Consider the following 23,563-nt stretch of genomic DNA (forward strand, 5'->3'; position numbering starts at 1 on the left):
TCGGCTGCCCGTAAGGGGGCACGGGCGGGCCCGGCCACTCCCGTCAGAGGGTGGCCGGGCCCGCCCGTCGCTGGGGACGAGGTCAGATCCGGACGGCGAGCTCGTGGTCCGTCCGGCTTTCCGGCGTGCCGGGCTCGGCCGGGGCGAGGGCCGGGAGCCGTGCGCCCTCGATGTCGACGTCCGGCACCAGACGGTCGAGCCACCCGGGCATGCGCCAGGCGTGCCGGCCGACCAGGGCCATGACGGCGGGTACGAGCGTCATGCGGACGACGAAGGCGTCGACGAACACGCCGAAGGCGAGCGCGAAGCCGATGGACTTGATGATCGGGTCCTCGTTGAAGACGAAGCCGCCGAAGACCGCGACCATGATCAGTGCGGCGGCCACGACCACGCGCGCGCTGCGGGCGATGCCCTGGGCGATCGCCTCGGCCGGGTCCCCGTGGTGTTCGTGGTGTTCGCGCATCCGGCTGACGAGGAAGACCTCGTAGTCCATGGCGAGCCCGAAGAGCACGCCGATGAGGAGGACCGGCAGGAAGCTGGGGACCGGGCCGGTGGCGGCCACGTTCAGCAGGCCGTTCGCGTGGCCCTGCTGGAACACCCAGACCGAGGCGCCCAGGCTTGCGCCGACCGAGAGCAGGAAGCCGAGCGCGGCCTTGAGCGGCACCAGTACCGACCGGAAGGCGATGGTCAGCAGGATCAGCGCCAGGACGACGATGACGGCGACGAACAGGGGCAGGGCGTCCGAGAGTTTGCCGGCGACGTCGATGGCCATGGCGGTCTGCCCGGTGACGTAGAGGGTGCCGCCGGTGGCGGCGACCGCCGCGGCGTTCTGGCGCAGGCGGTGCACCAGGTCCGTCGTGGCCTGGACGTCCGGGCTCGACTTCGGGACGACGGCCATCAGCGTGAGGTCGCCGGCAGGGCTGGACACCGGAGGCGAGACGGCGGTCACGTCCTTGTCGGCCGCCAGCGCGTCACGCAGCTTCGTCACCGTGGCCTGCCGCCGGTCCTCGGGGATGTGACCGGTGTCGACCACGGTGGTGAGCGTGGCGTTGAAGCCCGGTCCGAAGCCCTTGGTGAGCAGGTCGTAGCTGCGGTGCTGCGTGCTGGTGTCGGGCTGGGAGGCGTAGCTGGGCAGGCCGAGGCGCAGGTCCCGGGCGGGCAGCGCGACGGCCAGCAGGCCCACGACGCCGACGAGCAGCACAGCGGCCGGCGCGCGGGTGACCGTGCGCGCCCACGCCAGTCCCCAGGAGCCCGGAGCGCGCCCCTGCCGATTGTCCGGCCGCTCGCGTCGGCGCGGGCGCATCCGCTCCCCGAACACGCCGAGCACGGCCGGGAGCAGGCTGATGGCGACCAGAACGGCGATCAGCACGGTTGCGGCGCCGGCCAGGCCCATGACGGTGAGGAAGGGAATGCCGGCGATGGCCAGCGCGGCCAGTGCGATCACGACGGTGGCTCCGGCGAAGACGACCGCGCTGCCGGCCGTGGCGGTGGCCTGTGCGATCGACTCCTCCCAGTCGGCTTCCGGATCGGCGAGCTGTTCGCGATGGCGGGAGATGACGAACAGCGCGTAGTCGATACCGACCGCGAGGCCGATCATCAGTGCCAGGGTGGTCGCGGTGCCGGTCATCGTCACGAATCGGGAGACGAACATCGTGCCGAGCACGCCGACGGCCACTCCCACCAGTGCGCTCACCAGCGGCAGCCCGGCCGCGACGAGGGAGCCCAGGGCGACGGCGAGGATCGCGAAGGCGATGACGACGCCGGCCAGTTCGGCGGGGCCGCCCGCCTTGGTCTGCGGATTCATGGCGTAGCCGCCGAGTTCGACCTGCATCCCGGCCTTGCGGACGGGCTGCATCGCGGTGGACAGCGCGTCCTTGGCGGATTGCGGGACGTTCGAGGCCTCCTGCTCGAACCGCACGTCGGAGTACGCGATGGTCCCGTCGGCCGAGACCGCACCACTGGTGGCGGGCTGGGAGACGGCGACGACGCCGGGTACCCGGGCGGCCCTGCGCAGGGCGTCGTCCAGCACCTTCTGCTGTGCCGGGCCGGTGACCGTCGCCCCCTTCGGTGCGGCGACCACGATCCGTACGACACCGCCGGCCGCCGGCGGGAACTTCTCCTTGAGCAGATCCTGCGCCCGCTGTGACTCGACGCCGGGGACCGTGAACTCCGTGGACGTCTTGCCGTGCAGGGACACCCCCAGTCCGCCGACGACGGCGAGCAGGAGGATCCAGGCGGATATCACCCAGCGGCGGCGGCGAACCGTCCAGCGCGCCCAGGCGTACAGGCGTGAAGCCATCGATGCATGTCCTAACCGGTCGAGATCGCGATCAAGGGGAGCCGGGACGAGGAGGCCCGTCGGCGGGCGGCGACGACGCCCCACGGATTGCAGCGTAACGTAATTTTACTATCGACTGTAAATTAGCAAGCGATGGTAAACTTGCGGCATGGTGGGTGACAGCCTCAGGGAACGCAGCAAGACACGGCGCAGAGAAGCGATCCTCACCGCGGCCTACGAACTGTTCGCCGAGCGGGGCTTCGACGCCACGAGCATCGCCGACATCGCCGAGGCGGCCGAGGTGTCGCCGCGCACGGTCACGCTGTACTTCCCGTCCAAGCTCGAACTGGCGATGGCGCACTTCAACGCGTTCATCGACGAACTCGACCAGACGCTGCACACGCGACCGGAAGGCCAAGGCATCCTCGACACCGTCGAGCAGTGGCTGCGTCGACAGATGGACGAGCGGGACGAGTCCGATCGGCTCCACGACCGCATGCTGCAAGCCAATCCGCAGCTCAAGGGCCTGTGCGGAGGGCGCCTGGCCGACGTCATCCAGAACGGCGCGCGCCTCCTGGCCGAGGAGCAGGGCCGGCGCCCCGACGACTTCGCCCCCCGCATTCTCGCCGCCACGGTGGCCAGCGTCATCGGTGAACTGATGCACCGATCCGAGCCCGGTGATCTGGAGACCGCCATGGCCTTCATCCGCGCCGCAGCCGCCTCCCTGCAGTCGGACTGATCACCCCTTGCCGCATCCCTTGTCCGGCCCGAAGCGGGTCGGGTCACGTCCGCTGGACGACACCGTTGGCGGTAGACGGTCCCATGGGCCGTTCCTGTAGCAGCGCCCCAGTCCGCCGATGCCGTCCACGATGTACCCGCTGGATCCCCGCATGCGCGGGAAGCGGTCCGCGGGGCCGGCGGCCGCTCCTGGGGGCGCGGGGGCGGCGTGAGGTGGGAGCCTGGGGCAGCCGATCCTTGCCGTCCTCGACAGGCGGGGGAGGGGGGAGCGCTGACCGGCTGCTCACGCTCATACGCCGCATCGCCCGGAAGCCGGGAAGTGAAGTGATCACCACGCTCGGGCTGCCCTGCTGGTCACCCCGCAATCGTTCCAGCTCCCCCTTCCCGTGATTCTCATTCGCTGAGGGGCTGTACGGCCAACGTCTGCGTCCCGGGCCGTTCGGCCGCGGAGCGGAAGGTGCGGCGATAGGTGAGTGGAGAAACGCCCAGTTCGGCGTTGAGGTGCTGGCGTAGTGATGTGGCGGTGGCGAAGCCGACCTGGGCCGCGATTTGTTCCACCGTCAAGTCGCTGGTCTCGAGGAGGTGCCGGGCATGGTCGAGCCGGTGCTTGATGAGCCACTGCCGCGGCGGCAGACCCGTTTCGTCACGGAAGCGGCGGGCGAACGTGCGCAGGCTCATATGGGCATGGGCGGCCAGTTGTGGTGCGGTGAGCGGCTCGCTGAGGTGTGCGAGTGCCCATTGGCGAGTGGCGGCAGTCGAGGTCCGTGGGTCATCCGGCACGGGCCGCTCGATGTACTGGGCCTGCCCACCGTCGCGATACGGAGGGACGACGCAGCGGCGGGCGGCGCGGTTGGCCAGTTCAGTGCCGTGGTCGGTGCGGATGAGGTGCAGGCACAGATCGATGCCGGATGCAGCGCCTGCAGAGGTCAGGACGTCGCCGTCGTCGACGAACAGGACAGCCTCGTCCAGGCGGATGTGCGGGTACCAGGCGCGGAACAGCGGGGCGCACTCCCAGTGGGTGGTGGCAGGGCGACGGTCGAGGAGGCCCGCCGCAGCCAGGATGAACCCGCCGGTGCAGATGGAGGCGACACGGGTGCCCGGCCGGATGCGGGCGAGGGCAGCGGCGACGCCGCCGGGCAGTTCCCGGGTCAGGGCCGCGGGGTCCACCGGCGCGACGATGACCGTGTCTGCCGACTCCAGTGCTTCCGGACCGCAGCGCGGACTGACGGTGAACCCGGCGTTGGTCTCGACCGGATGTCCGTCGACGGAGACGACGGCAATGTCGTAGTGGCCGTCGGCTGCACCGAGGATGCGCGCCGGAATGCCCAGCTCGAAAGGGTACGTCCCATCCAGGGCGAGGACCGCGACGCGATGCGGCGACGTACCGGCAGCCTCGGAGGGTTGCAAACCATGCATGGCAGAATTCTATCGGCTCATGACCTATCTGCCATGTTCGGAAGACGATTCCGAGCCCAGCATGGGATCCATGAACAACACCACGCAGACCACCGACACCATGCACGCCATCAGCCAGGACACGCTCGGCGGCCCTGAGGTCCTCAAGCCCGTCCTCCTCACCCGCCCCACCCCGGGGATGGGCGAGATCCTCGTGCGGGTGCACGCAGCCGGCGTCAACCCGGTCGACGCCATGAACCGCGCCTCGGGCGTGTTCCTCGGCCGGCCGCCTTTCGTGCTCGGCTGGGATGTGTCGGGCACGGTCGCCGCCGTCGGCATGGGCGTGACCGTGCACAAGGTGGGCGACGAGGTCTTCGGCATGCTGCCCTTCCCGCACGGTCACGGTGCCTACGCCCGGTACGCGGCCGCCCCCGCGCGCGCCTTCGTCCCCAAGCCGGAGCGCCTCGACCACGTGCAGGCTGCCGCCGTGCCCATGGCCGGTCTGACCGCCTGGCAGGCGCTGGTGGAAACCGCCGGTATCGGCCAGGGCAGCCGCGTACTGATCAACGGTGCTGCCGGTGGTGTGGGCCATCTCGCGATCCAGATCGCCAAGGCGCGCGGCGCCCACGTCATCGCGGTGGCGGCCCCGGCCAACGCCGACTTCGTACGGGGTCTAGGCGCCGACGAAGTGGTCGACTACACCACCACCGGCATCGACGCGGTCGCCAAGGACCTCGATGTCGTACTGGAGACCGTCGGCGGCGACTACCCCGCACAGGCCGTCAAGGTCCTCAAGCCCGGCGGAATCCTCGTCTCCACCCTGCCTCCCACCCTCGCCCCGGCCGTTGCCGTAGCGGCGGAGCGTGGAGTGCGCCTGGCCGGGCTGTTCGTCGAGGCCGACCGGCTCGGCATGACCGAACTGGCTGCCCTCGCCTCCGCAGGCCGACTCACGCCCGTCGTCTCGGCCACCTTCTCCCTGGATCAGGCGGCCACCGCGCAGACCACCCGGTCCAGCGCCGGCAAGACCGTCCTCGTGGTGGACTGACGGCGCGCCGACCCTGCCGCCTGGTACGTCGAGAAGGGCGTTCCTGGTCGGCGGCGAGATCCTGGGACCGCTACCACCGCGACGGCGGCAGGGGCCACCGTGGCGTTGGCTGGCACGGCCACCGCGGCGACTACCGCCGCTGACCTGGCCGCAGGGAGCCTGCGGCCGCCGACACGAGCCCAGACCCCGGCCGGTCATCACGCGGCGACTGCCCCTGTGGTCTCCACGCCCATGGACAGCGGTGTGGATGGTTTCTGGTCGGGCGGGCGCCGGTCCCGGGCCGGATGTCCAGGGAGGTCCTGCTCCGCCCAGACGACCTTGCCTCCCGGTGCCGGGCGGTAACCCCACCTGTGGGACAGCTTGGCGACGAGGAAGAGACCGCGGCCGTGCTCGTCCGTGGTACCTGCGAGACGCGTCCGCGGGGTGCAGGAATCGGTGTCCGACACCTCGCAGGTCAGGACTTGGTGCCGGATGAGCCGCAGCCCGATCGGTCCGGTTCCGTGGCTGACGGCGTTGGTGACGAGCTCGCTGACGATCAGTTTCGTGGCGTCCTCGAGTTTTTCCAGGCCCCATTCGATCAGCTGCTGTGCCGCGAGGTCCCTGGCGTTGCGGACTGCCGTCTCGTCGCAGGGAAGTGTCCAGGACGCCGTCCGGCTCGGGCTCAGCGCGCGGGTGCGGACGAGGAGGAGGGTGACGTCGTCGCACAACGCCTGGTCCGGAAGGTTTTGCGTCGCGATGTCGCAGAGTTCTTCCAGCGATCGGCCGGGTTCCGCGAGCACGCCGCCCAGTCGGTGCATTCCTTCTTCGATGTCGTGGTCTCGCGATTCGACCAGACCGTCGGTGTAGAGGGCGAGGAGGCTCCCCTCGGGCAGTTCCAGCTGCACGGACTCGAAGGGGTCCCCGAGTCCCACCCCCAGGGGACGACCGGCGGCGAGGTCGGGGTAGACGACACGGCCCTGCGCGTCAATGATCGCGGGCGGCGGATGTCCGGCCGACGCCATGGTGCACTGTCGGGTAGCCGGGTCGTAGACGGCGTACAGGCAGGTGGCGCCCGTCACCGCGGGAATCTGTTCAGGGCGGTCGCACTCTTCCTCACCGAGCCTTTGAACCGTGTCGTCGAGGTGGGCCAGCAGTTCGGCGGGGGGTAGTTCCATGTCGGCGAGGGTGCGGACGGCGGTACGCAGCCGGCCCATGGTCGCGGCGGCGTGGAGGCCGTGGCCGACCACGTCACCGACGACGAGGGCCACGCGCGCGCCGGCGAGCGGGATGGTGTCGAACCAGTCGCCGCCGACGCAGTGGTCCGCGTCTGCGGGCAGGTAACGCGACGCCACCTCGACCGCCATGCCACCCCTCAAACGGTGCGGCAGCAAGTGATGTTGCAGGGTGAGCGCGGCGGTGTGCTGGCGTGTGTACTGACGAGCGTTGTCCAGTGAGTGCGCTGCGCGGTGGACGAGCTCCTCGGCCAGCACCAGATCGGCGTCTTGGAAGGGCACGGGATTCTTTGTGCGCACGAACAGCGCCACGCCCAGCAGGGAGCGCCGTGCACGGATGGGCACGACCATGAGGGAGTGCATTCCGTTCTCGCGGATCCGGTGTCCCAGCCCCGGCACATCGTCGATCCACGTGCCCGGAGCGGTGGGCAGAACCGGCTCCAGGCGGGACTTCCCGGCACGCAGGACCGCGCTGAGGGGCGAGCCCGGCGGGGCGAGGACCAGTTCACCCCGCACCCATGGAGATTCGGGGACCCCGGGGTTGATCGAGGCCAGGCCGGCACGTCGGAGGCCGGGGATGCGCTCTCCCGTGGCACCGATGCCGACCGGGGGGCCTTCACCGAACGAGACCGACTGTTCCAGGTCCACGGCGACATAGTCGGCGAGCAGCGGTACGGCGAGGTCGGCCAGTTCCTGGCTGATCTGCATCACATCCAGGGTGCTGCCCAGGCGCGCGCCGGCCTCGCCGAGAAGGGCGAGACGCTCGCCCGCCTGCTGGTTCTCGATGACGCTGGAGCTGATCACGCACACCCCCAGCGCCTGGCCGTCGGCGTCCAGGAGGCAGTGGAGGGAAACCGAGAACGGTTGTTCCTCACCCAGGCTCGTGGGCTGCCACATCCGGCACTCGTGAACCTTGGTGGTACCGCTTTGCAGTACCTGCCTCATCAGCGCCTCGAACACGTCGGCGCTGTGGTCGGGCTGGGAGTCGCGGATCCAGCGTCCGAGCCGTTGATCATGCGGAGTACCGTCATGGCTCGCCATCGCGTCGTTCGCCCAGGTGCACTGTAGCTGCGGGTCCCGGATGACGATGCCGATCGGCGTGCGGGCGATGAGCGGTCCTCGCACCGCTTCGTTCAGCCCGTCCCCATGCAGTACGCCGGCGTCCGTCAGGGAGACGAGCCAGCGCAGCGCTCCCTCCATTCCCCGCAGCATCGAGATCCGCAGGCAGACATCGAGCGCGCGACCGTCGCGGTGGCGCACCTCTGTCGTGCCGGACCAGCCGTTCCGGACGTGACACTGCTCGGCGAAGCCGGATGTCGTCGGCACCTGCGTGAACTCCGGCAGTACGAGGTCCGCGGTCCGGCCCACAGCCTCTCGGGCGGAGTATCCGACAAGCTGCTCGGCGGCCTGTGTCCATCCGACCACCCTTCCCCGGTCGTCCAGCAAAGCGATCGCCGTGTCGGACACATCGGCAGTAGCCATGGCTTTACCTAGAACCACCGTGCCAAAAGCCGCTGTGGTCATAGTGCTGCCCTCCTTGGACGGCTAGGAATTCCGGCGGCGTGACGCCGGGGGGATATGGCCCTTTTGCACTATCGACCGAACGGGCGCTGACTGTGTGACAGCACTGCGGCAGGGAACGTGTAGGGCTCGATCACAGATCGCCGTACGCCTGCCACGCCAGCCTCCTGCCCTGAACGGTCGGCCGGGCATTGCGCCGGGGCACGCCGAAGCGCTTGATCGCGGCCTTCGCGACGCGCTTGGCGGTGTCGGGATCGGTGAGGTCTCCCTGCACGGTCAGGACGTGCCGGTCGTCGGAGGCTGTGATGCTGCGCGAGGCGGCCACGACGGCGTGGCCGAGCTGTGGGCGGTGGGGGCCGTGGGCGGGTCGGGCGAGCCTGCCGTTCCGGGAGGGGTGCCGGTCCGGCCGGTTCGTCGAGCCGTCGCCGGACGGCGGCACCCATGGCTGGAGACCTCGCCCGCCGTGCTCGGGCAGCCGACGGCGGTCCCGGGAATCGCACCCGGAGCCGCCTGCGGACCGCCTTCCAGGGGGCGCCCCTGGCGGAGATCGTCCGATCCCGCCCCTCTCAGCGGCGCCGAGAGCCGTGTGCCGTGTCTCACGGCCGGCTGGATTGACGCTCACCGGGGCGGCACCTAGTTTCGTAATAGACGACCGGTCGGCTACTAGCCACCGCGTCCCATCCCATCCGAACGGAGCAGATCCATGGACACCACCCCCGTCAAGCTCGCCGTCATCTACTACTCGTCCACCGGCACGATCACCGAGATAGCCAAGGAGCTCCATGACGCGGGCCTCAAGGCGGGTGCCGAGGTCCGCCTGCTGAAGGTCGCCGAGCTCGCCCCGCAGGCCGCCATCGACTCCAACCCCGCCTGGGCCGCCCACCACGCGGCCACCGCGGCCCTGCCCCAGGCCGGCGCCGAGGACGTCGAGTGGGCCGATGCCGTGATCTTCGGTACGCCCACCCGCTTCGGCAACGTCTCCGCCCAGCTCAAGCAGTTCATCGACACGCTGGGCGGCCTGTGGGCCCAGGGCAAGCTCGCCAACAAGATCTACAGCGGCTTCGTCTCCAGTGCCACGGCTCACGCCGGGCAGGAGGCGACCCTGCTTTCCCTCTACACATCGATCCATCACTTCGGCGGCATCACCGTGACCCCCGGCTTCACGGACCCGCACAAGTTCGTGGACGGCAACCCCTACGGCACCTCCCACGTCGACGGCCAGGGCGCGAATCCCGTGGACGAGGTCACCCGTACCGCTGCCCGGATCCAGGCCGAGCGCGTGGTCAGGCTCGCCGGTGCGTTCAAGACAGCCGCCTGAGGTCCGGGCTCGCGGTGCCGGCGGGTCACCGCGAGTGGGCCGTTCCCCGGCGTCGGGGAGGTGAGGGCACCCCGCCGCCCGACCCCGCCCCGCCTTTCGTGAGCGCGCGGGCCGTCCCCGGCCCGCGGGCATCGAAGGGTCTGCCGACGGGCGACAGTCCTGCTGCCACCCACCGGGACCGATCCGTGGAGGAAGAGGTCATGAAGGAATATCTGGTCGAGCTGACCACCACTGTGCCTGACGGAACCGAGCCGGCGGAGGTCGACAGGCGACGCGCCGCCGAATCCGTACGGGCCAAGGAACTGGCAACCCAGAAACGCCTGCTCCGGCTGTGGCGCCCGGTGGGCGAGCTTCGCAGCATTGGGGTGTGGCGTGCCGAGGACGAGACGGATCTGCGGGAGAGGGTTCTGGAGAGTCTGCCCCTGTGGCCCTGGATGACCGCAGTGATCACCCCTCTGGAATCACACCCCAACGACCCGAGCCCGGCGCACTGAATCGGGCAATGCGCGGCACCGACAGGGCGGCCGATTCGCCGCCGAGCACGGTGCCCGGCACGTGTCGGCGCATCGAGGAGCTACTGATGGAGAACACGCAAGCGCAGCGATCGGCCCTGCGCGGTGTCATGGACCGATGGAAGGGCGCAGTCGACGCGCACCGGCCCGAAGAAGTGGCCGCATGCTTCACCGAGGACGCGATCTTCCAGGGGCTGCGGCCCTACAGCGTCGGACGTGCGGGGGTTGCCCAGTACTACGCCTCCCAGCCGCTCGGCCTGGTGGCGGAGTACGAGGTGCTCGAGACCCGCGCACTTGCCGAGGACGTCCTGCTGGGATACCTCAGCGTCGACTTCGCCTTCACCGACCGGCCGACGATTGCGGTCACCCTCGGCGTCGTCCTCAGACGTCTCGCGGGTGAGTGGTGCATCGGCCATTACCAAGTCGCCCGGCGCGACTGACACACAGGCCAATGTCCGGACACGGTGAGCCGGTGCGCAGCATATTGTGCAGCCGGCACCGCCGTTCGGCGGGAAACCGCGTCGTACTGCTTTTCGCCGTCGGCAGCGCCTCTGCCCGCACCTCCAAGCCCGCCGGGAAGAACGCAACGGTGTGCCACGGCCCACGCGCGGGTACCGCACCGACGCCGCCACGGTGGTTGCCGACTACGGCAATTCGCCCTCTCCCGGGCCGATGAGAGCGCGACCCTCACCGACGGAAGGCCGGAAAGGCCCCCGTCAGGTGCGGACCGGAACATGGGGATCGGGAACGCCCAGCAGGGCGAGACTGCTCGGCCAGAGCCTGTTCAGTCGGGACGGGTTGTTGTACAGCTTCGCGAAGAGCACCTGGCCCTCGAGCTGCGCCACGATCGACTGGGCGGCGTCGTGGGCGTCGGCCACGGCCACGTCCCCACGCTCCCCAGCCGCGACGATCACCGCCTCGACCATCTCCACCTGAACCTCGAATATCTCCTGCAGGCGCCCGCGCACGGTATCGGCCTGGTTGCTCATCTCCAGGGAGAGATTCCCGAACATGCACCCGACGACTGCGCCGCAGCTGTCCTGGGCGGCCTGCTGTACTGCTTCCGTCGCCTCGAACAGCTGCCGCAGCCGCTCCAGGGGCTCGGCGTCGCTGTGCAGAACGCGCTCCCAGTCGCGCCGCTCGGCTGCCCAGTGCTCGTCGATCACGGCAAGAGCCAGGGTCTCCTTGGAGTCGAAGAAGTAGTAGAAGCTCCCCTTGGGAACGCCCGCTGCCTTGCAGATCTCGGCGACGCCCAGGGCTGAGTAGCCCCGCTGCTCGAAAAGTGCGTGAGCGGCAGAAAGGATCTTGCTCTTGGCGTCGCTGGTCCGTCCCATACCACAAGTATACGACCGATCAACTATCTCGCGGTGATTCCCTTCGGCACACCTCGGCGATCACGGTGTCAGTGCCTGGGTCCGATGTTCCGGTATCGGGGGTCCGCCCCCAGCCGGGCGGTGCGCTTGTCGGCCGGCCCGATGTCAGGTGAACCGAGGGCTGCCGATGTCGATGGAGACCATGGTCTGTTCCAGGATCGGGCGGTTGTGCGCATCGCTTCGGTAGGCCCGGCGCTTGGTGGGCAAGCGGATCCCGTCCGCGTCCACGATGTCGTAGACGTACTGTGCCGCGGCGAACCCGCCTGCGATGTCGACGTGATAGTCGTGCCGGCGCAGGAGATGGTCGGAGCCGAAGTAGAAGTCCTGCTGCGTGCTGTGGCTGGCGATGCCGGGAGGGAACGTGGCGCGCAGTCCGCGCCAGAGTTCGTCTCCTTCCCGCCATGATTCGATCTCGACGACGGTGAAGCCCGGCATCGACAGCAGGAAGGGCGTGGTGAGATACGTCCATAGCGCGTACCCGTTGAAGTAGGCGCGGTCCAGTGGGTCCCACGGGGTGTCGAGGTCGTGCCCTGTGAACGACGTGCGCGGCTCGTTCCGTTCGGCCACGACGCGGCCGTCGTCCTTTCTGATGCTGACGTGGTCGGCCGTGAAGTCGGTCTTCTGGTCGGGGGCGCCGAACGGCATCACGGAGGCGTGCTGTTCGTGCAGCCAGACGGTCATCTCCCGGGGGGTGGGGTCCTGCGGAATCCCCTTGATGGCGAACAAGTCGCCACCGCTGACGATGGTGGAGCGGACTGTGGTGAGTGCGTGCCAGCGGTCGAGGCCACCATGGGCATCGAGGACCTGTGCGAGCAACGCGTCCATGGCGGTCTCCTGCTCGGTGGTGTCAGGCTGCGGTGGCCAAAGGGCACCGATCGGGCGTCCCGGCTTCGGTGGCTGCCGCAGCCGGGCGGGCCGCGGTGACCTCATCGGCTGGGCGGCTCTTTCATCGTTCAGAATCCGTCCGTGAACTTCGGCCGACTCGCGGAGCCGGTGGTCCGTATGGCCGTACGGGTGCCCCTGCGGCCATACGGAGCGGGGAGAGGAAGAGCGCTGCCGGGGCGGCATCCCGGACCTGCGCGCACTGCATGCCGGCACCGCACCCCGTCGGCTCGAAGCATCCGGTCGACGGTTGCGCGGTCAGCCTCAAGGGGTTTTGGAGTCGGAGTTGGGGGCGGGGTTGTTCAGCGGGCGTTGATCAGGGCGGTGGTTGCGTGGGTGAGTACGGTGCCGGCTGTCCGGGGAGTGCCGAGGTAGCCGGCGATCATGGTGCCGTCGCGTAGAGCGATCATGGAGTCGGCGGACCGTTCGGGGTCGGTGGCGCCGAGTTGTCGGAAGGTGTCCACGAGGAGCTCGCGGAACCAGGCGCGGTGGTTCAGGACTGCTTGGTGGATCATGTTTGTGGGGTCGGGGTATTCCGCGGCGGCGTTGATGAAGGGGCAGCCGCGGAAGCCTGGGCCGCAGATTTCGTCGCCGATGCCGTGCGCGATGGCGGTGAGGAGGCCGGCGGGGGTGGGGATTTCCCTGGCGGCTGCGGTGATGGTGTCGCGGATGTGCTGGTCGGTCGTCTCGAGGTAGGCGCGTACGAGGTCGTCCTTGCCGTCGAAGTGCCGGTAGAAAGTGCCCCGTGCGACATCGGCCTCGGCCATGACGCGGTCCACGCCGACGCTGCGGATGCCGTCGCTGTAGAAGAGCCGGCTCGCGGTGGCCAGCAGGCGGTCGCGTGCCGCGGAGCGGCGGGTGGTGGCGGGTGCATCCGGTGTCTTCGGCATGCCGCCAGCATAGAACGGTCTGTCTCTTTTTGGTGTGATGCGTGGCGCACAGGGTGCGGTGCGTGCCGACCGCCTGACCGACGGACGCTGTGGCGGTGCCGGCCGGGCCTGGGTGTGCCTGCGCCGCGGGCCGGGTGCGGGGGCGTGTGGTGGAGGGGTTCCGCGGCCGACAGCAAGATCAAGACGGCGTGAACTGCCTTCGCCGAGTTCCTGCCGTCGTCACGCGACGTAGATGGTCGGACACTCCCTTTGTTGGGGCATTCCGGCAAAATGCGAGAAAATAGCTGGAAAGGCGGTTTTGGTATGCGCCAGGGAGCCGCAGATGGACGCCTTGGAGGAACTTCATCGAAGCGCTTGCCCGTCGGTTCTTGTGACACTGGACGGTGCCGTGCGCGACATCAACGCCGCCATGGCCACGGCGCTGGGCAGACCGGTGGAGCAGTGCCGGGGGCGTGACTTCGGTGACCTGTGGCCTGCAAGCCAGCGGATGTCGGCCGAAAATCTGGTGGCCAACGCCGCCCGGGCGGATGCCGTCGCGATGCGGGAGCTGGAGTTTCCCGGGCGGGACGGAGTCCCCGTTGCCTGTCTGCTCGAGGCGCGACAGATCAAGGACGCCGCCGGATCCGAGGAACTGACGTGGGTGCGCGCCCTGGATGCACGAAACGATCTGGCCAGCCTGCTGATTCCGTTCCGGCTGGCCACCGCGGCCGCCGGCCTTGGCCTCTGGATGTATTCACCCCGGAGGGACCAGCTGGAGTGGCTCGGTGGCCTGCCCAGCCTGGTCGCGCTCATCCCGGATCCGGTTGCGCCGATGTCCAGAGTGATGTCGGCAGTGCACTCCGACGACAGGGAGGCCTTCTGGCGGCTCCTGCACTCGTCCTCCTTCCAGCAGTCCCCCTGGTTGGGGCTGCGCTACCACACCTTGCACGGAGGCTGGCGCCGGTTGGCCGTTCAAGTGCGTCGGCTCCAGCTGGGGTTCGACGGCCCCGAACGGACCTTCGTGGTGGTCCGCGACGACACCACGCAGGAGAAGCGCAAGCAGAAGGCCCAGGCCGCGCTGACTGCCGAGCGGCAGCGCGCAAAGGACACTGCCGAGTTCTCCTCCGCCTTGATCACCGCAGCCAGGGAGCAGGAACTGCAGCAGGTGGTCCTGACCCGGCTCGCCGCGACCTTCGGCGCCGGTGGCGCCCTGCTCGCACTCGTCGACGACAGCCGCCTGCGCATCTCCACCGACGCCAGAATAGACATGCACGAGGTCCAGGCCCTGCACGGCCTGCGGCTGGACCAGCCGACCCCGCTGTCGGAGGCGATCCGTACCGGAAAGCCGCAGTTCATCACCGACCGCGCGGACTTCGTCCGCCGCTGGCCGCAAGCCCCACTCCTGCGGTTGCTCCGGCTCGGCTCCGACTACGCCATCTCGATCACCCCTCTCGGCGAGCCCGGCGACCAGCCACTCGGGGCCTGGGCGATGCTGTACCGCCGCGGACACCTGCCGCCCCTGGACGAGCGGATCCTCGTGGGCACGCTGGCCGACCTGGCGGGCCAGGCACTCAAGCGGATCAGGCTGCAACAGGCACACGTCGAGCTGGCCACGGCGCTGCAGCAGACCATGCTCCCCGCGCTGCCGGAGCACCTCCCGGGCCTGGAGGTCGCCGCCCGCTACCGCCCCAGCCGGGTCGGGCTGGACATCGGCGGAGACTGGTACGACGCCTTCATGATGCCCGACGGCGCGATCGCGCTGGAGATCGGCGACGTGCAGGGGCACGACGCCGACGCCGCCGCCTTCATGGGACAGGTCCGCGTCTCCCTGCGCGCGATCGCCGCCCAGGAACCGGATCCCGGTAGCGTGCTGACCCGCGCCAACGATCTGCTCGTCACGACCGCCCCCGCACGATTCGCCAGTTGCACCATGCTGCACATCGACCCGCACGACGGACAGGTGACCGGCACCAGCGCCGGCCATGTGCCGCTGCTGTACGCACACGGAGACGGCAGTCACGAGGTCCGCGAGCTGCCGGGCGGGCCGGTCCTGGGCGTCCTGTCCGGCACCGAGTACCGCGAGGAGATCTTCACCCTGGAAGACGACAGTGCGCTGGTCATGGTCACCGACGGAGTGGTCGAAGGACCGGGCCTGACGCTGGAAGCCGGACTGGAACGAGCCGGAACACTGGCCGCCCGAGCCGTCCACGACGGACTGAACGCCGAAGAGACCGCTGATCGCATTCTCGACGCCGCGTTCGCGGTCGACCACCTCGACGACGTGGCCGTGCTGGTCATTCGACGCGCCTGACGAGGAGGCGGCCGTCACGGTCTTCTCCCGGTCCCGGTCGCCGCCGAGCGGACCGACTGGGTCACCCCGGCCGGTGAGGCGAACTGGATGGAGGAGGCCGGCCACCTCGGAGCGCCACCGGCTGGTGACGACGACCGAACGCTGAGAGGGCAGCTCGACCACGGCTGCCGCACCGGCATGCAGGGAGCCTGTCCTGTGATCCCGGCTACAGAGGGCGGCAGCGACTGGCATTCTGACGAGATAGAACGTTCTATATACCTAACGCATCGTTTCCGAGAGGGTCCACGAGCAGTCGCCGGACCCTGATCCCCTCCGAGAGGAACCCTCATGTCCGTGCCCGAGATCGGTACCCCCGCACCCGACTTCACGCTCCGTGGCGTCCTGCTGGGCGACGGCGGCGCTGTCGAGCGCCGCGACTTCTCCCTGTCGGCGCACCGTGGGGCCCCGGTGGTGCTCGCCTTCTACCCGGGTGACGACTCGCTCGTGTGCACCAAACAGCTCTGCTCCTACGCCTCCGAACTGGACCGCTTCCGTGATCTCGGGACGACGGTCTGGGGGATCAACTTCGGAGACCTGGACAGCCACGAGCAGTTCGCCCGCAAGCGCGACCTGCGTTTCCCGCTGCTCTCCGACGTCGACCGCAAGGTCGTCGAGGCCTACGGCATCCAGATGCCCGGCCTGGGCCTGAAGCGCTCGGTGTTCGTCATCGACGCCGACGGCGTCGTGCGCTGGAAGCATGTCGCCCGCCTGGGACTCACCTTCCAGGACACCGACACGATCACCAAGGAGATCGCCGCGCTGAGCCCGCGCTGACCTGTGTCTCCTCGTGCTCGCCCGGCCGGGCGAGCACGATCTGCCGTGCCGCAGATTCTCGCGCCGCCACTGTGGATCGCGGTCAACGGAAATGGCCGGGCGTGAGCCGCTGGTGTCGGACTCGGACTCGTGGCATTCATGTCCCGCGGCCAGACCACCCTCGCGGACATCAGCGAGATGCTCTGCGCAGTCGCGGGCGGCGCCGCCTCGCTGCCGCTGCCGATGATCGGATCACTGCTGGAGCAGATCCGCACCCGGCGCTGGAACGACCAGGCTCCCGAGGGCGACGGCGCCCGGTCGCCCTTCACCGCCAGAGAGCTCGCCGTGCTTCGACAACTGGCCGCCCTGAGAGAACCTCAGTGGTACGCGTTCCTCGGCGACCGTACCGAAGCGGGCGTCACACGGCGGATGGAGCAATGACGTCCGCGATGGGGCCGGCGAGGTGACGCAGTCTCGGCAGCGCGGCGGGAGACCCGTTCAGTCGGCGACCGCATCCTCGGCGGGAACAATTCCATAGGCACAGAGCGCTACTACTTCATGTACGGCTCAAAAGGTGCGGCCGGGGGACAGCTGGCGCCGGGGACGACCCGGCTCGGCGGCGAGGGAGTGAGACCGATGGCAACGGTGGAGGACGGGTCGCTTCACGAAGGTGCGCAGAGCCGGACCGGTGACGGTCCCCTCGTCACCGGGTGCGGGCGCAGGATCGAACTGCGGCACCTGCGGATCGGCCGCCCGGACCGGCCCGCTCACCGGATCGCGTTGGCCGTGGGGGAGGCCCGTGGCGGCGTGTCCGGCGCCTGGGCGGCGCTCAGCCTCGACGAGGCGCGCGCCCTGGGCCGGCTCCTGCTGCAGGAGGCCGGTGCCGAGGGCTCCTCCGACTCCCGGGCCGGGGATCTCACTCGGTGAGAGCGTGTCTGGTGAGCCTGCAGGGCTCTCCAGCCTCCGGTGCTGCACCGGGGTTGAAGCCACTGGGGTAGGGCCGAAGCGTCCGCCAGCCGAGGCGGCGTCGCCGACGCCCCCGCGGACAGCCGCGTGAGGAGCGCAGGCGGCACGCATGCCGATCAGGCTGTCGGCCTCCCCGGGCTCGAGGTCTTCCCACTCGGCGACTCCGGCAGCCGCGCTGCGCCGATTTCGGCGAGCATGCCGGGAAGGTCCTCCTCCAGGCAGAGGCCGTCGATGACGATGTCAGCGACCTGCTCGCCGTCGGCGGCGTAGGTGACACTGGCGTCCCCGTGCATGGTGTACACGGCTGTCCGCCCACCTCCGGACACGGCCTGCCCGTCGTCTGTGGGGTGCGGGTCGCGGCCCGCTGAAGCGGGGGCCTGAGTACGTCGGGAAGACCTTGGGGAAGACCTGCTGCCCGAGTCGGCGAGCCGGTGGCGGGGGCGGCCACGGGCGGCGTCGGGGCAGGTGGACGCGCTGGATGCCGGCTCGGGGGTCCGGCGGAACAGGAAATCGGGCGCAGCCGGAATAGGTCGGCGGACCGCGGCGTTGTATAGGTTGAATGTTCAACTAGCTCGGTTCTTTCTACCGCCCGAGCCACCTCTCTTTCAGGAGCAGACAGACCATGGGCATCTTCGGACGCAAGAACAGCGCCCCCCAGACCGCCGCCACCGCCACCGTCGCCGCGAACCCGCACACCGCCGCGATCAGCGGCGCGTACACCATCGACCCCACGCACTCCACGTTCGGATTCGTCGCGCGGCATGCCATGGTCACCAACGTCAAGGGCAAGTTCAACAACTTCGCCGGCAGCCTGCACCTGGACGGCCGCAACCCGGCCGTCTCCACCGCGACCATCGACATCACGATGGACAGCATCGACACGGGATCCGCCGACCGCGACGGTCACCTCAAGAGCGCCGACTTCTTCAAGACCGACGAGTTCCCGGTGATGACCTTCCGCTCCACGAAGGCCGAAGCGCTGGGCGGCGACGACTTCAGGATCACCGGAGACCTGACCATCCTCGGCGTGACCAAGCCGCTGAGCATCGACCTGGAGTTCAGCGGCGTCGCCAAGGACCCCTTCGGCAACGAGCGCGTCGGCTTCGAGGGCAAGGCCGAGATCCTGCGCTCCGAGTGGGGCCTGACCTGGAACGCCGCCCTGGAGACCGGGGGCGTGCTGGTCTCGGACAAGATCAAGCTGCACTTCGACATCTCCGCGATCAAGAACGCCTGATCCGGGCGCACCGCGCGCCACAGCCCCGGCCCGGGCCATGCCGCACGGGAGAGCCCCGCTCCCATGCGGCGCCGGACGACCGGGGAGCGAGGGCCGGCCGCGGTCCGTGGACACCCACGGACCGCCGGACCCGCGACATCGCTCTCACTCCGGCGGCCGGGCCGGTCCCTGCCGGTCCGAGCCGAGGGACGACCCATTCTGATGACTGCGTACAGCGACAAGCGGGCTGACTCCCCCTCGGGGCGAAGCCGGCCGTTTCCGGGCACCTCGTGAAGGCCGCTGTCACCGCCAGCCGAGCGACGGGGCGACGTGGGTGAGGATGCTGTCGATCACGTGGGCGTTGTAGTCGACTCCAAGCTGGTTGGGCACGGTGAGCAGCAGCGTGTCGGCGGCGGTGACGGCCTCGTCCTCGGCGAGCTGCTCGACGAGGACGTCGGGTTCGGCCGCGTAGGAGCGTCCGAAGATGCTGCGCGTGTCGGCGTCGATGTAGCCGATCTGGTCCTTGGAACTGCGTTCCCGGCCGAAGTGCGCGCGGTCCCGGTCGTCGGTGAGCGCGAAGATGCTGCGACTGACCGACACCCGCGGCTCGCGGGTGTGGCCCTCGGCCCGCCACGCCTCGCGATAGGCATCGATCTGCTTGCGTTGCTGGACATGGAGCGGCTCGCCGCTCTCGTCGTCCTTGAGGGTGGAGCTCTGCAGGTTCATTCCGAGCCGGGCGGCCCAGACCGCGGTGGTGTTCGAGCCTGATCCCCACCAGATGCGCTCGCGCAGTCCCTCGGAGTGCGGTTCGATGCGCAGCAGGCCCGGCGGGTTGGCGAACATCGGATGGGGTTCGGGCTCTGCGAAGCCCTCGCCCCTGAGGACTTCGAGCAGTCGCTCGGTGCGCGCCCGTGCCATGTCGGCGGCGGTTTGGCCCTCCTCGGGCAGGTGGCCGAAGTGCCGCCAGCCCTCGACGACCTGCTCCGGGGATCCCCGGCTGAGGCCGAGCTGGAGCCGGCCGCCGGAGATCAGGTCGGCCGCGCCCGCGTCCTCGGCCATGTACAGGGGATTCTCGTAGCGCATGTCGATCACGCCGGTGCCGATCTCGATCCGGCTGGTGCGCGCGCCGACGGCCGCGAGCAGCGGGAACGGAGAGGCGTACTGCCGGGCGAAGTGGTGGACCCGGAAGTAGGCGCCGTCGGCACCCAGTTCCTCCGCGGCGACCGCGAGGTCGATCGCCTGGAGCAGGGAGTCCGCCGCGGAACGCGTCTGCAAGTGCGGTGACGGTGCCCAGTGACCGAAGGACAGGAACCCGATCTTTTTCGTATAGGTTTCAACAATCAGAGATCGACTTCATTCCCCGGTGACCTGGTCTTGGGCGTCTTGGCGGTCCGCATCCTCGGTGCGGTGGCGCCTCGTCGGACCGGCCGCACCGGGCTCGCTACAGCCGCACGGCCGAGGGGGTCCAGTCAGGGGATGACGCTGCTCACCACGCCGCCGTCGACGCATAGCGCGGCGCCTGTGGTGGCGGAAGCGCCGAAGCCGGGGCGCCTGCTCGCCGGACGACGCCGACGTTGCCGGTGTGTCGGAGGCCGCGCCCGTGACGATGATCGAGCCGAGGATGACGGTTCGCGACTGGCATTCGAGCAAACTTGTTTTTTGCAAGTTAGCGTTCTAGTGTCCTGTGCCATGGACGAGCAGCAGGGCTCGAGGCGCGGGCGGTGGGGCCGTATGGCCCAGGTGCGGCCATGTGCCGGACGGGAGGCGCTCTTGGGGCGGACTTCAGCCCGGGAGGTCACGGGGCCCGGGCCCGCTCCGGCGGTCGCGGTGTGACGGTTGAGGGGCGTGCCGGCGGCCTGGGCGCTGCCTCTTGCCGTCGCCGCGTCGGCTTTGCCGGAACCTCGGCCGCCGGCGTCGCGCGCAGCAATCTGATGGCCCATCGGAATGGCCCCAAAGGGTATGCAGTTCAAAAGCTTCGGTGTGGGGGGCGCGGTGTTCGAGCGAGGGCTCAACGATGACTGAGGCCGCGGAAATGATCAAAAGGGGTCAGATGTCGTTTCTGCGATCGCGTCGGGAGCAGCTGAGACCAGAGCAAGTGGGTTTGCCCTCTCATGGCCGACGACGGACCCCCGGGTTGCGGCGGGAGGAACTTGCTGCGCTTGCTGGCGTGAGTGTCGAGTACGTGGAACGGCTGGAGCGGGGCCGGGACACGAATCCCTCGCATGCGGTACTCGCCGCGCTTGCCGATGCACTGCAGCTCTCCGACGAGGAGAAGCAGTACCTTGCGGCGTTGGCCATGAAACGCCACAGCGCCGCTCTCCTGCCGCCTCCGCATCCGGTCAGCGACGACACGCGACCCACGGTGCGCACGCTGCTTGCGAATCTCGGCCCCATGCCGGCCAGCGTGTTCGGGCCGATCTGTAATGTCGTGGCATGGAACAGCGCATGGGAAGCAACGGTCAGGCCGCTGGGACTGCTGGATGAGGAATCGCCCAACTTGCTTCGCTACCACTTCCTGCATCCCATGTCGCGCCGGATATTGGCCGAGAGCGAGTGGGCGGCGAAGGCGGACCAGGTGGTGGGCTGGCTGCGGGCTGCCCAGCCGGACTGGGGCGGCGATCACGAGTTCCGGACCCTCCTCGACGACCTGAGCGGGGTTGACGAGTTCACCTCGCGATGGGCCGCTCATCCTGTTGCGTGCCAGCGGCCTTCCGGCGCGAGTTTCTCTCACCCGGTTGCCGGGATCATGAACGTCACCACCGAGGTTCTCCACGTCGGGGAGGCGGGCCAGTGGCTCCAGATGTGGCTTGCGGCAGACGAGGCGACCGCGTCCGCCATCGCGTCCCTCTGCGCACGCCGCCCCTCCACGCCGTGAAACCGGGGCAGGGCTACGGGGTGATGGCGCGCCATGGGCAGATCTCGGACAGCATCCGCTGATCGCGCCCCATGGAGGGGCCAAGCCGGGCCTGGTCTCGCCAATGTGCGCGGGTGCCTGCTGGGGGTGCACATCCGTCGGCGGGGCATGCTTCCCGGACAAGGGGCAGGGCATCGCGCAAGCCACCTGGCGAATGCCGGGTTCGGCCAGGGAGGGCAACACGATGGCCGTGTTCGGGTCGGAGAGGGTGCGGCTGCCCTGGTCGCCACGCCAGGCCGACGGAGCCGAAGCAATCAGGAGGGTGTGGGAATGCATCCTGCAGGAGCTGATCGGGGCCCCGCCGCCGAGCTGATTGATGCCACCCCGGGGCGAGCGCTTTGGCAGTCGTTCGGCATGGCGCAACGGACACTGCGAGTGCCTTCCGGCCGTTGAGGCCAGGCGCTCCTGCAGCCGCCGTAGCTGGCCGAGAAGCGTATCGACGCCGTCGGGCTGAGCGGATTGCGCCCTCCGCGTCGAATGCCTCGACCGGGCCGCCGACCGAGCGGGCCGAGACCCCGCGCAGGCGCGCCCCCATCACTACGGCGAACAGCGCCCTGCCGATCCGTTATCGGCGTAACGGCGCCGAAGAAGAGAACGTCTTGGCGCCTACCGTTGGGATCCTCAGGGCCGGGCCGCCCGGCCCGGCCGAATGCGTCGGGTCTACACCGTAGTCGAGTCTGGTGCTTCTACCCCCGTACTGGCAGGGGGAGGCTAGCGCTCCGTCTGCGCCCTAATGTGGCCCAGGTGACGCCAGGTTGCAGCGGGACGAACCTCCGCACCCGCCGCAACCCACCTGCCGGCCCGCGCGCCTGGCTGGCGGCGGGCGGCTGAATCAGGACGGCGCCGTCACTCTGGACGGTCGCAGGCCCCGGCAGGTCCCGGCCCGTGTTCCGAGGCAGATCAACGCTGTTGAAGCGACCCCGGGAATTAGTCGAGAGATCAACTACATGCCCGAACTATTTCAATCATCAAGTAATCCGCGCGCCGGATCTGTATCAGCAGGAGGAGTGCAATGACGGCCACAGTGTTCGAATTGGGGCTGAACTCATTCGGGGAGGTCGCCACCGACGGTGGCCGGCCGATGAGCGATGCCGAGACCGTTCGCCTGCTGATCGAGGAGGCCCGACTCGCCGAAGCCGTAGGGATCGACGTGTTCAGCATCGGTGAGCACTACCGCGCCGGCCACAACGACAGTGCCACCCCCGTCCTGCTCGCTGCGATCGCCACCGCCACGCAGCGGATCCGGCTGGGCACCTCGGTGACCGTACTGAGCACCAATGACCCCGTGCGGCTCCACCACGAGTTCTCCACGCTGGATGCCGCCTCGAACGGCCGCGCCCAGCTGGTACTGGGGCGGGCGTCGGCCACCGAGTCGTTCCCGCTGTTCGGATACGACCTTGCCGACTACGAGGCGCTGTTCGAGGAGAAGCTCGACCTGTTCATGCGCCTCCAGCGTGAGGAGACGGTGACCTGGTCGGGCCGGTTCCGGCCGCCGCTCGTCGAGCAGCAACTGCGTCCCCGGATGCCGCCCGGCGGCATTCCCACCTGGATCGGCGTGGGCGGCAGCCCGAACTCCGTGGTTCGTGCGGCCCGCTACGGCCTGCCGCTCATGCTGGCGGCCATCGGGGGACACCCACAGCGCTTCGCCGGCCATGTCAAGCTCTACCACCGGTCGCTCGAACAGTTCGGGCACGCCAGGCAGCCCGTCGCCCAGCACTCGCTGGGGCTCGTCGCCGACAGCGACGAGGAGGCGATCGAGACCTGGTGGCAGTACTGGCAACCGGTCGTCGCCGCCCTCGCGCAGGAGCGCGGGTTCTACCAGCCGACCCGCGAGCGCTACCTGGCGGAAGTGGACAAGGGTGCGCTCTTCGTCGGCTCCCCCGAGACCGTCGCACGCAAGATCGCGACGATGGCCCGTGCTCTGCACCTCGACCGTTTCGATCTCAAGTACGACGTCATGCACCTTCCCCGCGAAACCCGGGCCCGCACGATCGAGCTGCTGGGCCGCGAAGTCGCGCCGCGGGTGAGGGAACTGCTCGCGAAAGAGGCGGCTCGTGCCTGATCTCGTCTCCGGCCTGGACACGTTCGGTGAGGTGCCGCAGGACGACAGGCATCCCGGCGTCCGACGCGCCGCCCGTCGGACAGATCCTCGACGAGACCGTCTTCATGCAGCAGCAGGCGGGCGTCGACGTCTTCCCGTCGAGCATGACTCGCTCGACACAGGC

Annotated in this window: 21 protein-coding genes; 12 read left to right on the forward strand and 9 right to left on the reverse strand. The window is 69.4% G+C overall.

The window, feature by feature from the left end:
- Positions 1–82: 82 nt before the first annotated feature.
- Positions 83–2,299 (reverse strand): MMPL family transporter, encoded by a 2,217-nt coding sequence (locus ACZ7OY_RS24335; protein ID WP_471913307.1) that lies wholly within the window; start codon positions 2,297–2,299, stop codon positions 83–85.
- A 148-nt stretch (positions 2,300–2,447) separates the two neighbouring features.
- Here ACZ7OY_RS24335 and ACZ7OY_RS24340 point away from each other — a divergent pair, with 148 nt between their 5' ends.
- Positions 2,448–3,017, forward strand: a complete 570-nt coding sequence (locus ACZ7OY_RS24340) for a TetR/AcrR family transcriptional regulator (protein ID WP_471913308.1) — start codon at positions 2,448–2,450, stop codon at positions 3,015–3,017.
- A gap of 392 nt (positions 3,018–3,409) precedes the next feature.
- Here ACZ7OY_RS24340 and ACZ7OY_RS24345 read toward each other — a convergent pair whose 3' ends face one another.
- A complete protein-coding gene (locus ACZ7OY_RS24345) occupies positions 3,410–4,432 on the reverse strand; it encodes a GlxA family transcriptional regulator (protein WP_471913309.1) in 1,023 nt (340 codons plus the stop codon).
- Between the two features lie 70 nt (positions 4,433–4,502).
- On the opposite strand from ACZ7OY_RS24345, the gene ACZ7OY_RS24350 reads away from it, so the two are divergent.
- The gene (locus ACZ7OY_RS24350; protein ID WP_471913310.1) at positions 4,503–5,456 is read left to right on the forward strand and encodes an NADP-dependent oxidoreductase; all 954 of its coding nucleotides are present in this window, start codon (positions 4,503–4,505) and stop codon (positions 5,454–5,456) included.
- Positions 5,457–5,653: 197 nt separating this feature from the next.
- Here ACZ7OY_RS24350 and ACZ7OY_RS24355 read toward each other — a convergent pair whose 3' ends face one another.
- Positions 5,654–8,149: a SpoIIE family protein phosphatase gene (locus tag ACZ7OY_RS24355; RefSeq protein ID WP_471913311.1), complete on the reverse strand. Its 2,496-nt coding sequence runs from the start codon at positions 8,147–8,149 to the stop codon at positions 5,654–5,656.
- 172 nt (positions 8,150–8,321) lie between these two features.
- Complete coding sequence (locus ACZ7OY_RS24360) at positions 8,322–8,627, reverse strand: hypothetical protein (RefSeq protein WP_471913312.1); 306 nt, start codon at positions 8,625–8,627, stop codon at positions 8,322–8,324.
- A gap of 264 nt (positions 8,628–8,891) precedes the next feature.
- On the opposite strand from ACZ7OY_RS24360, the gene wrbA reads away from it, so the two are divergent.
- The 3 genes from wrbA to ACZ7OY_RS24375 all read left to right on the forward strand — a co-directional run bounded on the left by wrbA (position 8,892) and on the right by ACZ7OY_RS24375 (position 10,458).
- Complete coding sequence (gene wrbA / locus ACZ7OY_RS24365; RefSeq protein ID WP_471913313.1) at positions 8,892–9,506, forward strand: NAD(P)H:quinone oxidoreductase; 615 nt, start codon at positions 8,892–8,894, stop codon at positions 9,504–9,506.
- Between the two features lie 200 nt (positions 9,507–9,706).
- Entirely contained in the window at positions 9,707–10,000 is a 294-nt protein-coding gene (locus ACZ7OY_RS24370; RefSeq protein ID WP_471913314.1) for a muconolactone Delta-isomerase family protein, read from the forward strand.
- 86 nt (positions 10,001–10,086) lie between these two features.
- On the forward strand, positions 10,087–10,458 hold the full coding sequence (locus ACZ7OY_RS24375) for a nuclear transport factor 2 family protein (protein ID WP_471913315.1): 372 nt from the start codon (positions 10,087–10,089) through the stop codon (positions 10,456–10,458).
- Positions 10,459–10,734: 276 nt separating this feature from the next.
- On the opposite strand, the gene ACZ7OY_RS24380 is transcribed toward ACZ7OY_RS24375, so the two are convergent.
- From ACZ7OY_RS24380 to ACZ7OY_RS24390, 3 genes are all read right to left on the reverse strand, one after another.
- Entirely contained in the window at positions 10,735–11,352 is a 618-nt protein-coding gene (locus tag ACZ7OY_RS24380) for a TetR/AcrR family transcriptional regulator (protein WP_471913316.1), read from the reverse strand.
- A 144-nt stretch (positions 11,353–11,496) separates the two neighbouring features.
- Complete coding sequence (locus tag ACZ7OY_RS24385) at positions 11,497–12,216, reverse strand: hypothetical protein (RefSeq protein WP_471913317.1); 720 nt, start codon at positions 12,214–12,216, stop codon at positions 11,497–11,499.
- Between the two features lie 359 nt (positions 12,217–12,575).
- Positions 12,576–13,163 carry a TetR/AcrR family transcriptional regulator gene (locus tag ACZ7OY_RS24390; protein ID WP_471913318.1) on the reverse strand — a complete coding sequence of 196 codons (588 nt, stop codon included), beginning with the start codon at positions 13,161–13,163 and terminating at the stop codon, positions 12,576–12,578.
- 322 nt (positions 13,164–13,485) lie between these two features.
- Between ACZ7OY_RS24390 and ACZ7OY_RS24395 the strand changes: the two genes are divergently transcribed.
- The 4 genes from ACZ7OY_RS24395 (at position 13,486) to ACZ7OY_RS24410 (ending at position 17,172) form a co-directional block, all read left to right on the forward strand.
- Positions 13,486–15,453, forward strand: coding sequence for a SpoIIE family protein phosphatase (locus tag ACZ7OY_RS24395; RefSeq protein ID WP_471913470.1), 1,968 nt, complete (start codon positions 13,486–13,488; stop codon positions 15,451–15,453).
- Positions 15,454–15,780: 327 nt separating this feature from the next.
- The gene (locus ACZ7OY_RS24400) at positions 15,781–16,266 is read left to right on the forward strand and encodes a peroxiredoxin (protein WP_471913319.1); all 486 of its coding nucleotides are present in this window, start codon (positions 15,781–15,783) and stop codon (positions 16,264–16,266) included.
- 129 nt (positions 16,267–16,395) lie between these two features.
- Positions 16,396–16,686, forward strand: a complete 291-nt coding sequence (locus ACZ7OY_RS24405) for a hypothetical protein (RefSeq protein ID WP_471913320.1) — start codon at positions 16,396–16,398, stop codon at positions 16,684–16,686.
- Positions 16,687–16,881: 195 nt separating this feature from the next.
- The gene (locus ACZ7OY_RS24410; RefSeq protein ID WP_471913321.1) at positions 16,882–17,172 is read left to right on the forward strand and encodes a hypothetical protein; all 291 of its coding nucleotides are present in this window, start codon (positions 16,882–16,884) and stop codon (positions 17,170–17,172) included.
- 155 nt (positions 17,173–17,327) lie between these two features.
- On the opposite strand, the gene ACZ7OY_RS24415 is transcribed toward ACZ7OY_RS24410, so the two are convergent.
- Complete coding sequence (locus tag ACZ7OY_RS24415; protein ID WP_471913322.1) at positions 17,328–17,513, reverse strand: hypothetical protein; 186 nt, start codon at positions 17,511–17,513, stop codon at positions 17,328–17,330.
- Positions 17,514–17,833: 320 nt separating this feature from the next.
- Here ACZ7OY_RS24415 and ACZ7OY_RS24420 point away from each other — a divergent pair, with 320 nt between their 5' ends.
- Complete coding sequence (locus ACZ7OY_RS24420; protein ID WP_471913323.1) at positions 17,834–18,445, forward strand: YceI family protein; 612 nt, start codon at positions 17,834–17,836, stop codon at positions 18,443–18,445.
- A 282-nt stretch (positions 18,446–18,727) separates the two neighbouring features.
- Here the strand turns inward: ACZ7OY_RS24420 and ACZ7OY_RS24425 are convergent, their stop codons facing one another.
- Positions 18,728–19,765, reverse strand: coding sequence for an LLM class flavin-dependent oxidoreductase (locus ACZ7OY_RS24425; RefSeq protein ID WP_471913471.1), 1,038 nt, complete (start codon positions 19,763–19,765; stop codon positions 18,728–18,730).
- Positions 19,766–20,474: 709 nt separating this feature from the next.
- Here ACZ7OY_RS24425 and ACZ7OY_RS24430 point away from each other — a divergent pair.
- Together ACZ7OY_RS24430 and ACZ7OY_RS24435 are read left to right on the forward strand one after the other, a co-directional pair.
- Positions 20,475–21,299 carry a helix-turn-helix domain-containing protein gene (locus tag ACZ7OY_RS24430; RefSeq protein WP_471913472.1) on the forward strand — a complete coding sequence of 275 codons (825 nt, stop codon included), beginning with the start codon at positions 20,475–20,477 and terminating at the stop codon, positions 21,297–21,299.
- A gap of 1,051 nt (positions 21,300–22,350) precedes the next feature.
- Entirely contained in the window at positions 22,351–23,400 is a 1,050-nt protein-coding gene (locus tag ACZ7OY_RS24435; protein WP_471913324.1) for an LLM class flavin-dependent oxidoreductase, read from the forward strand.
- The last annotated feature ends 163 nt before the right edge of the window (positions 23,401–23,563 follow it).

The organism is Streptomyces sp. NPDC107559, assembly GCF_055657365.1.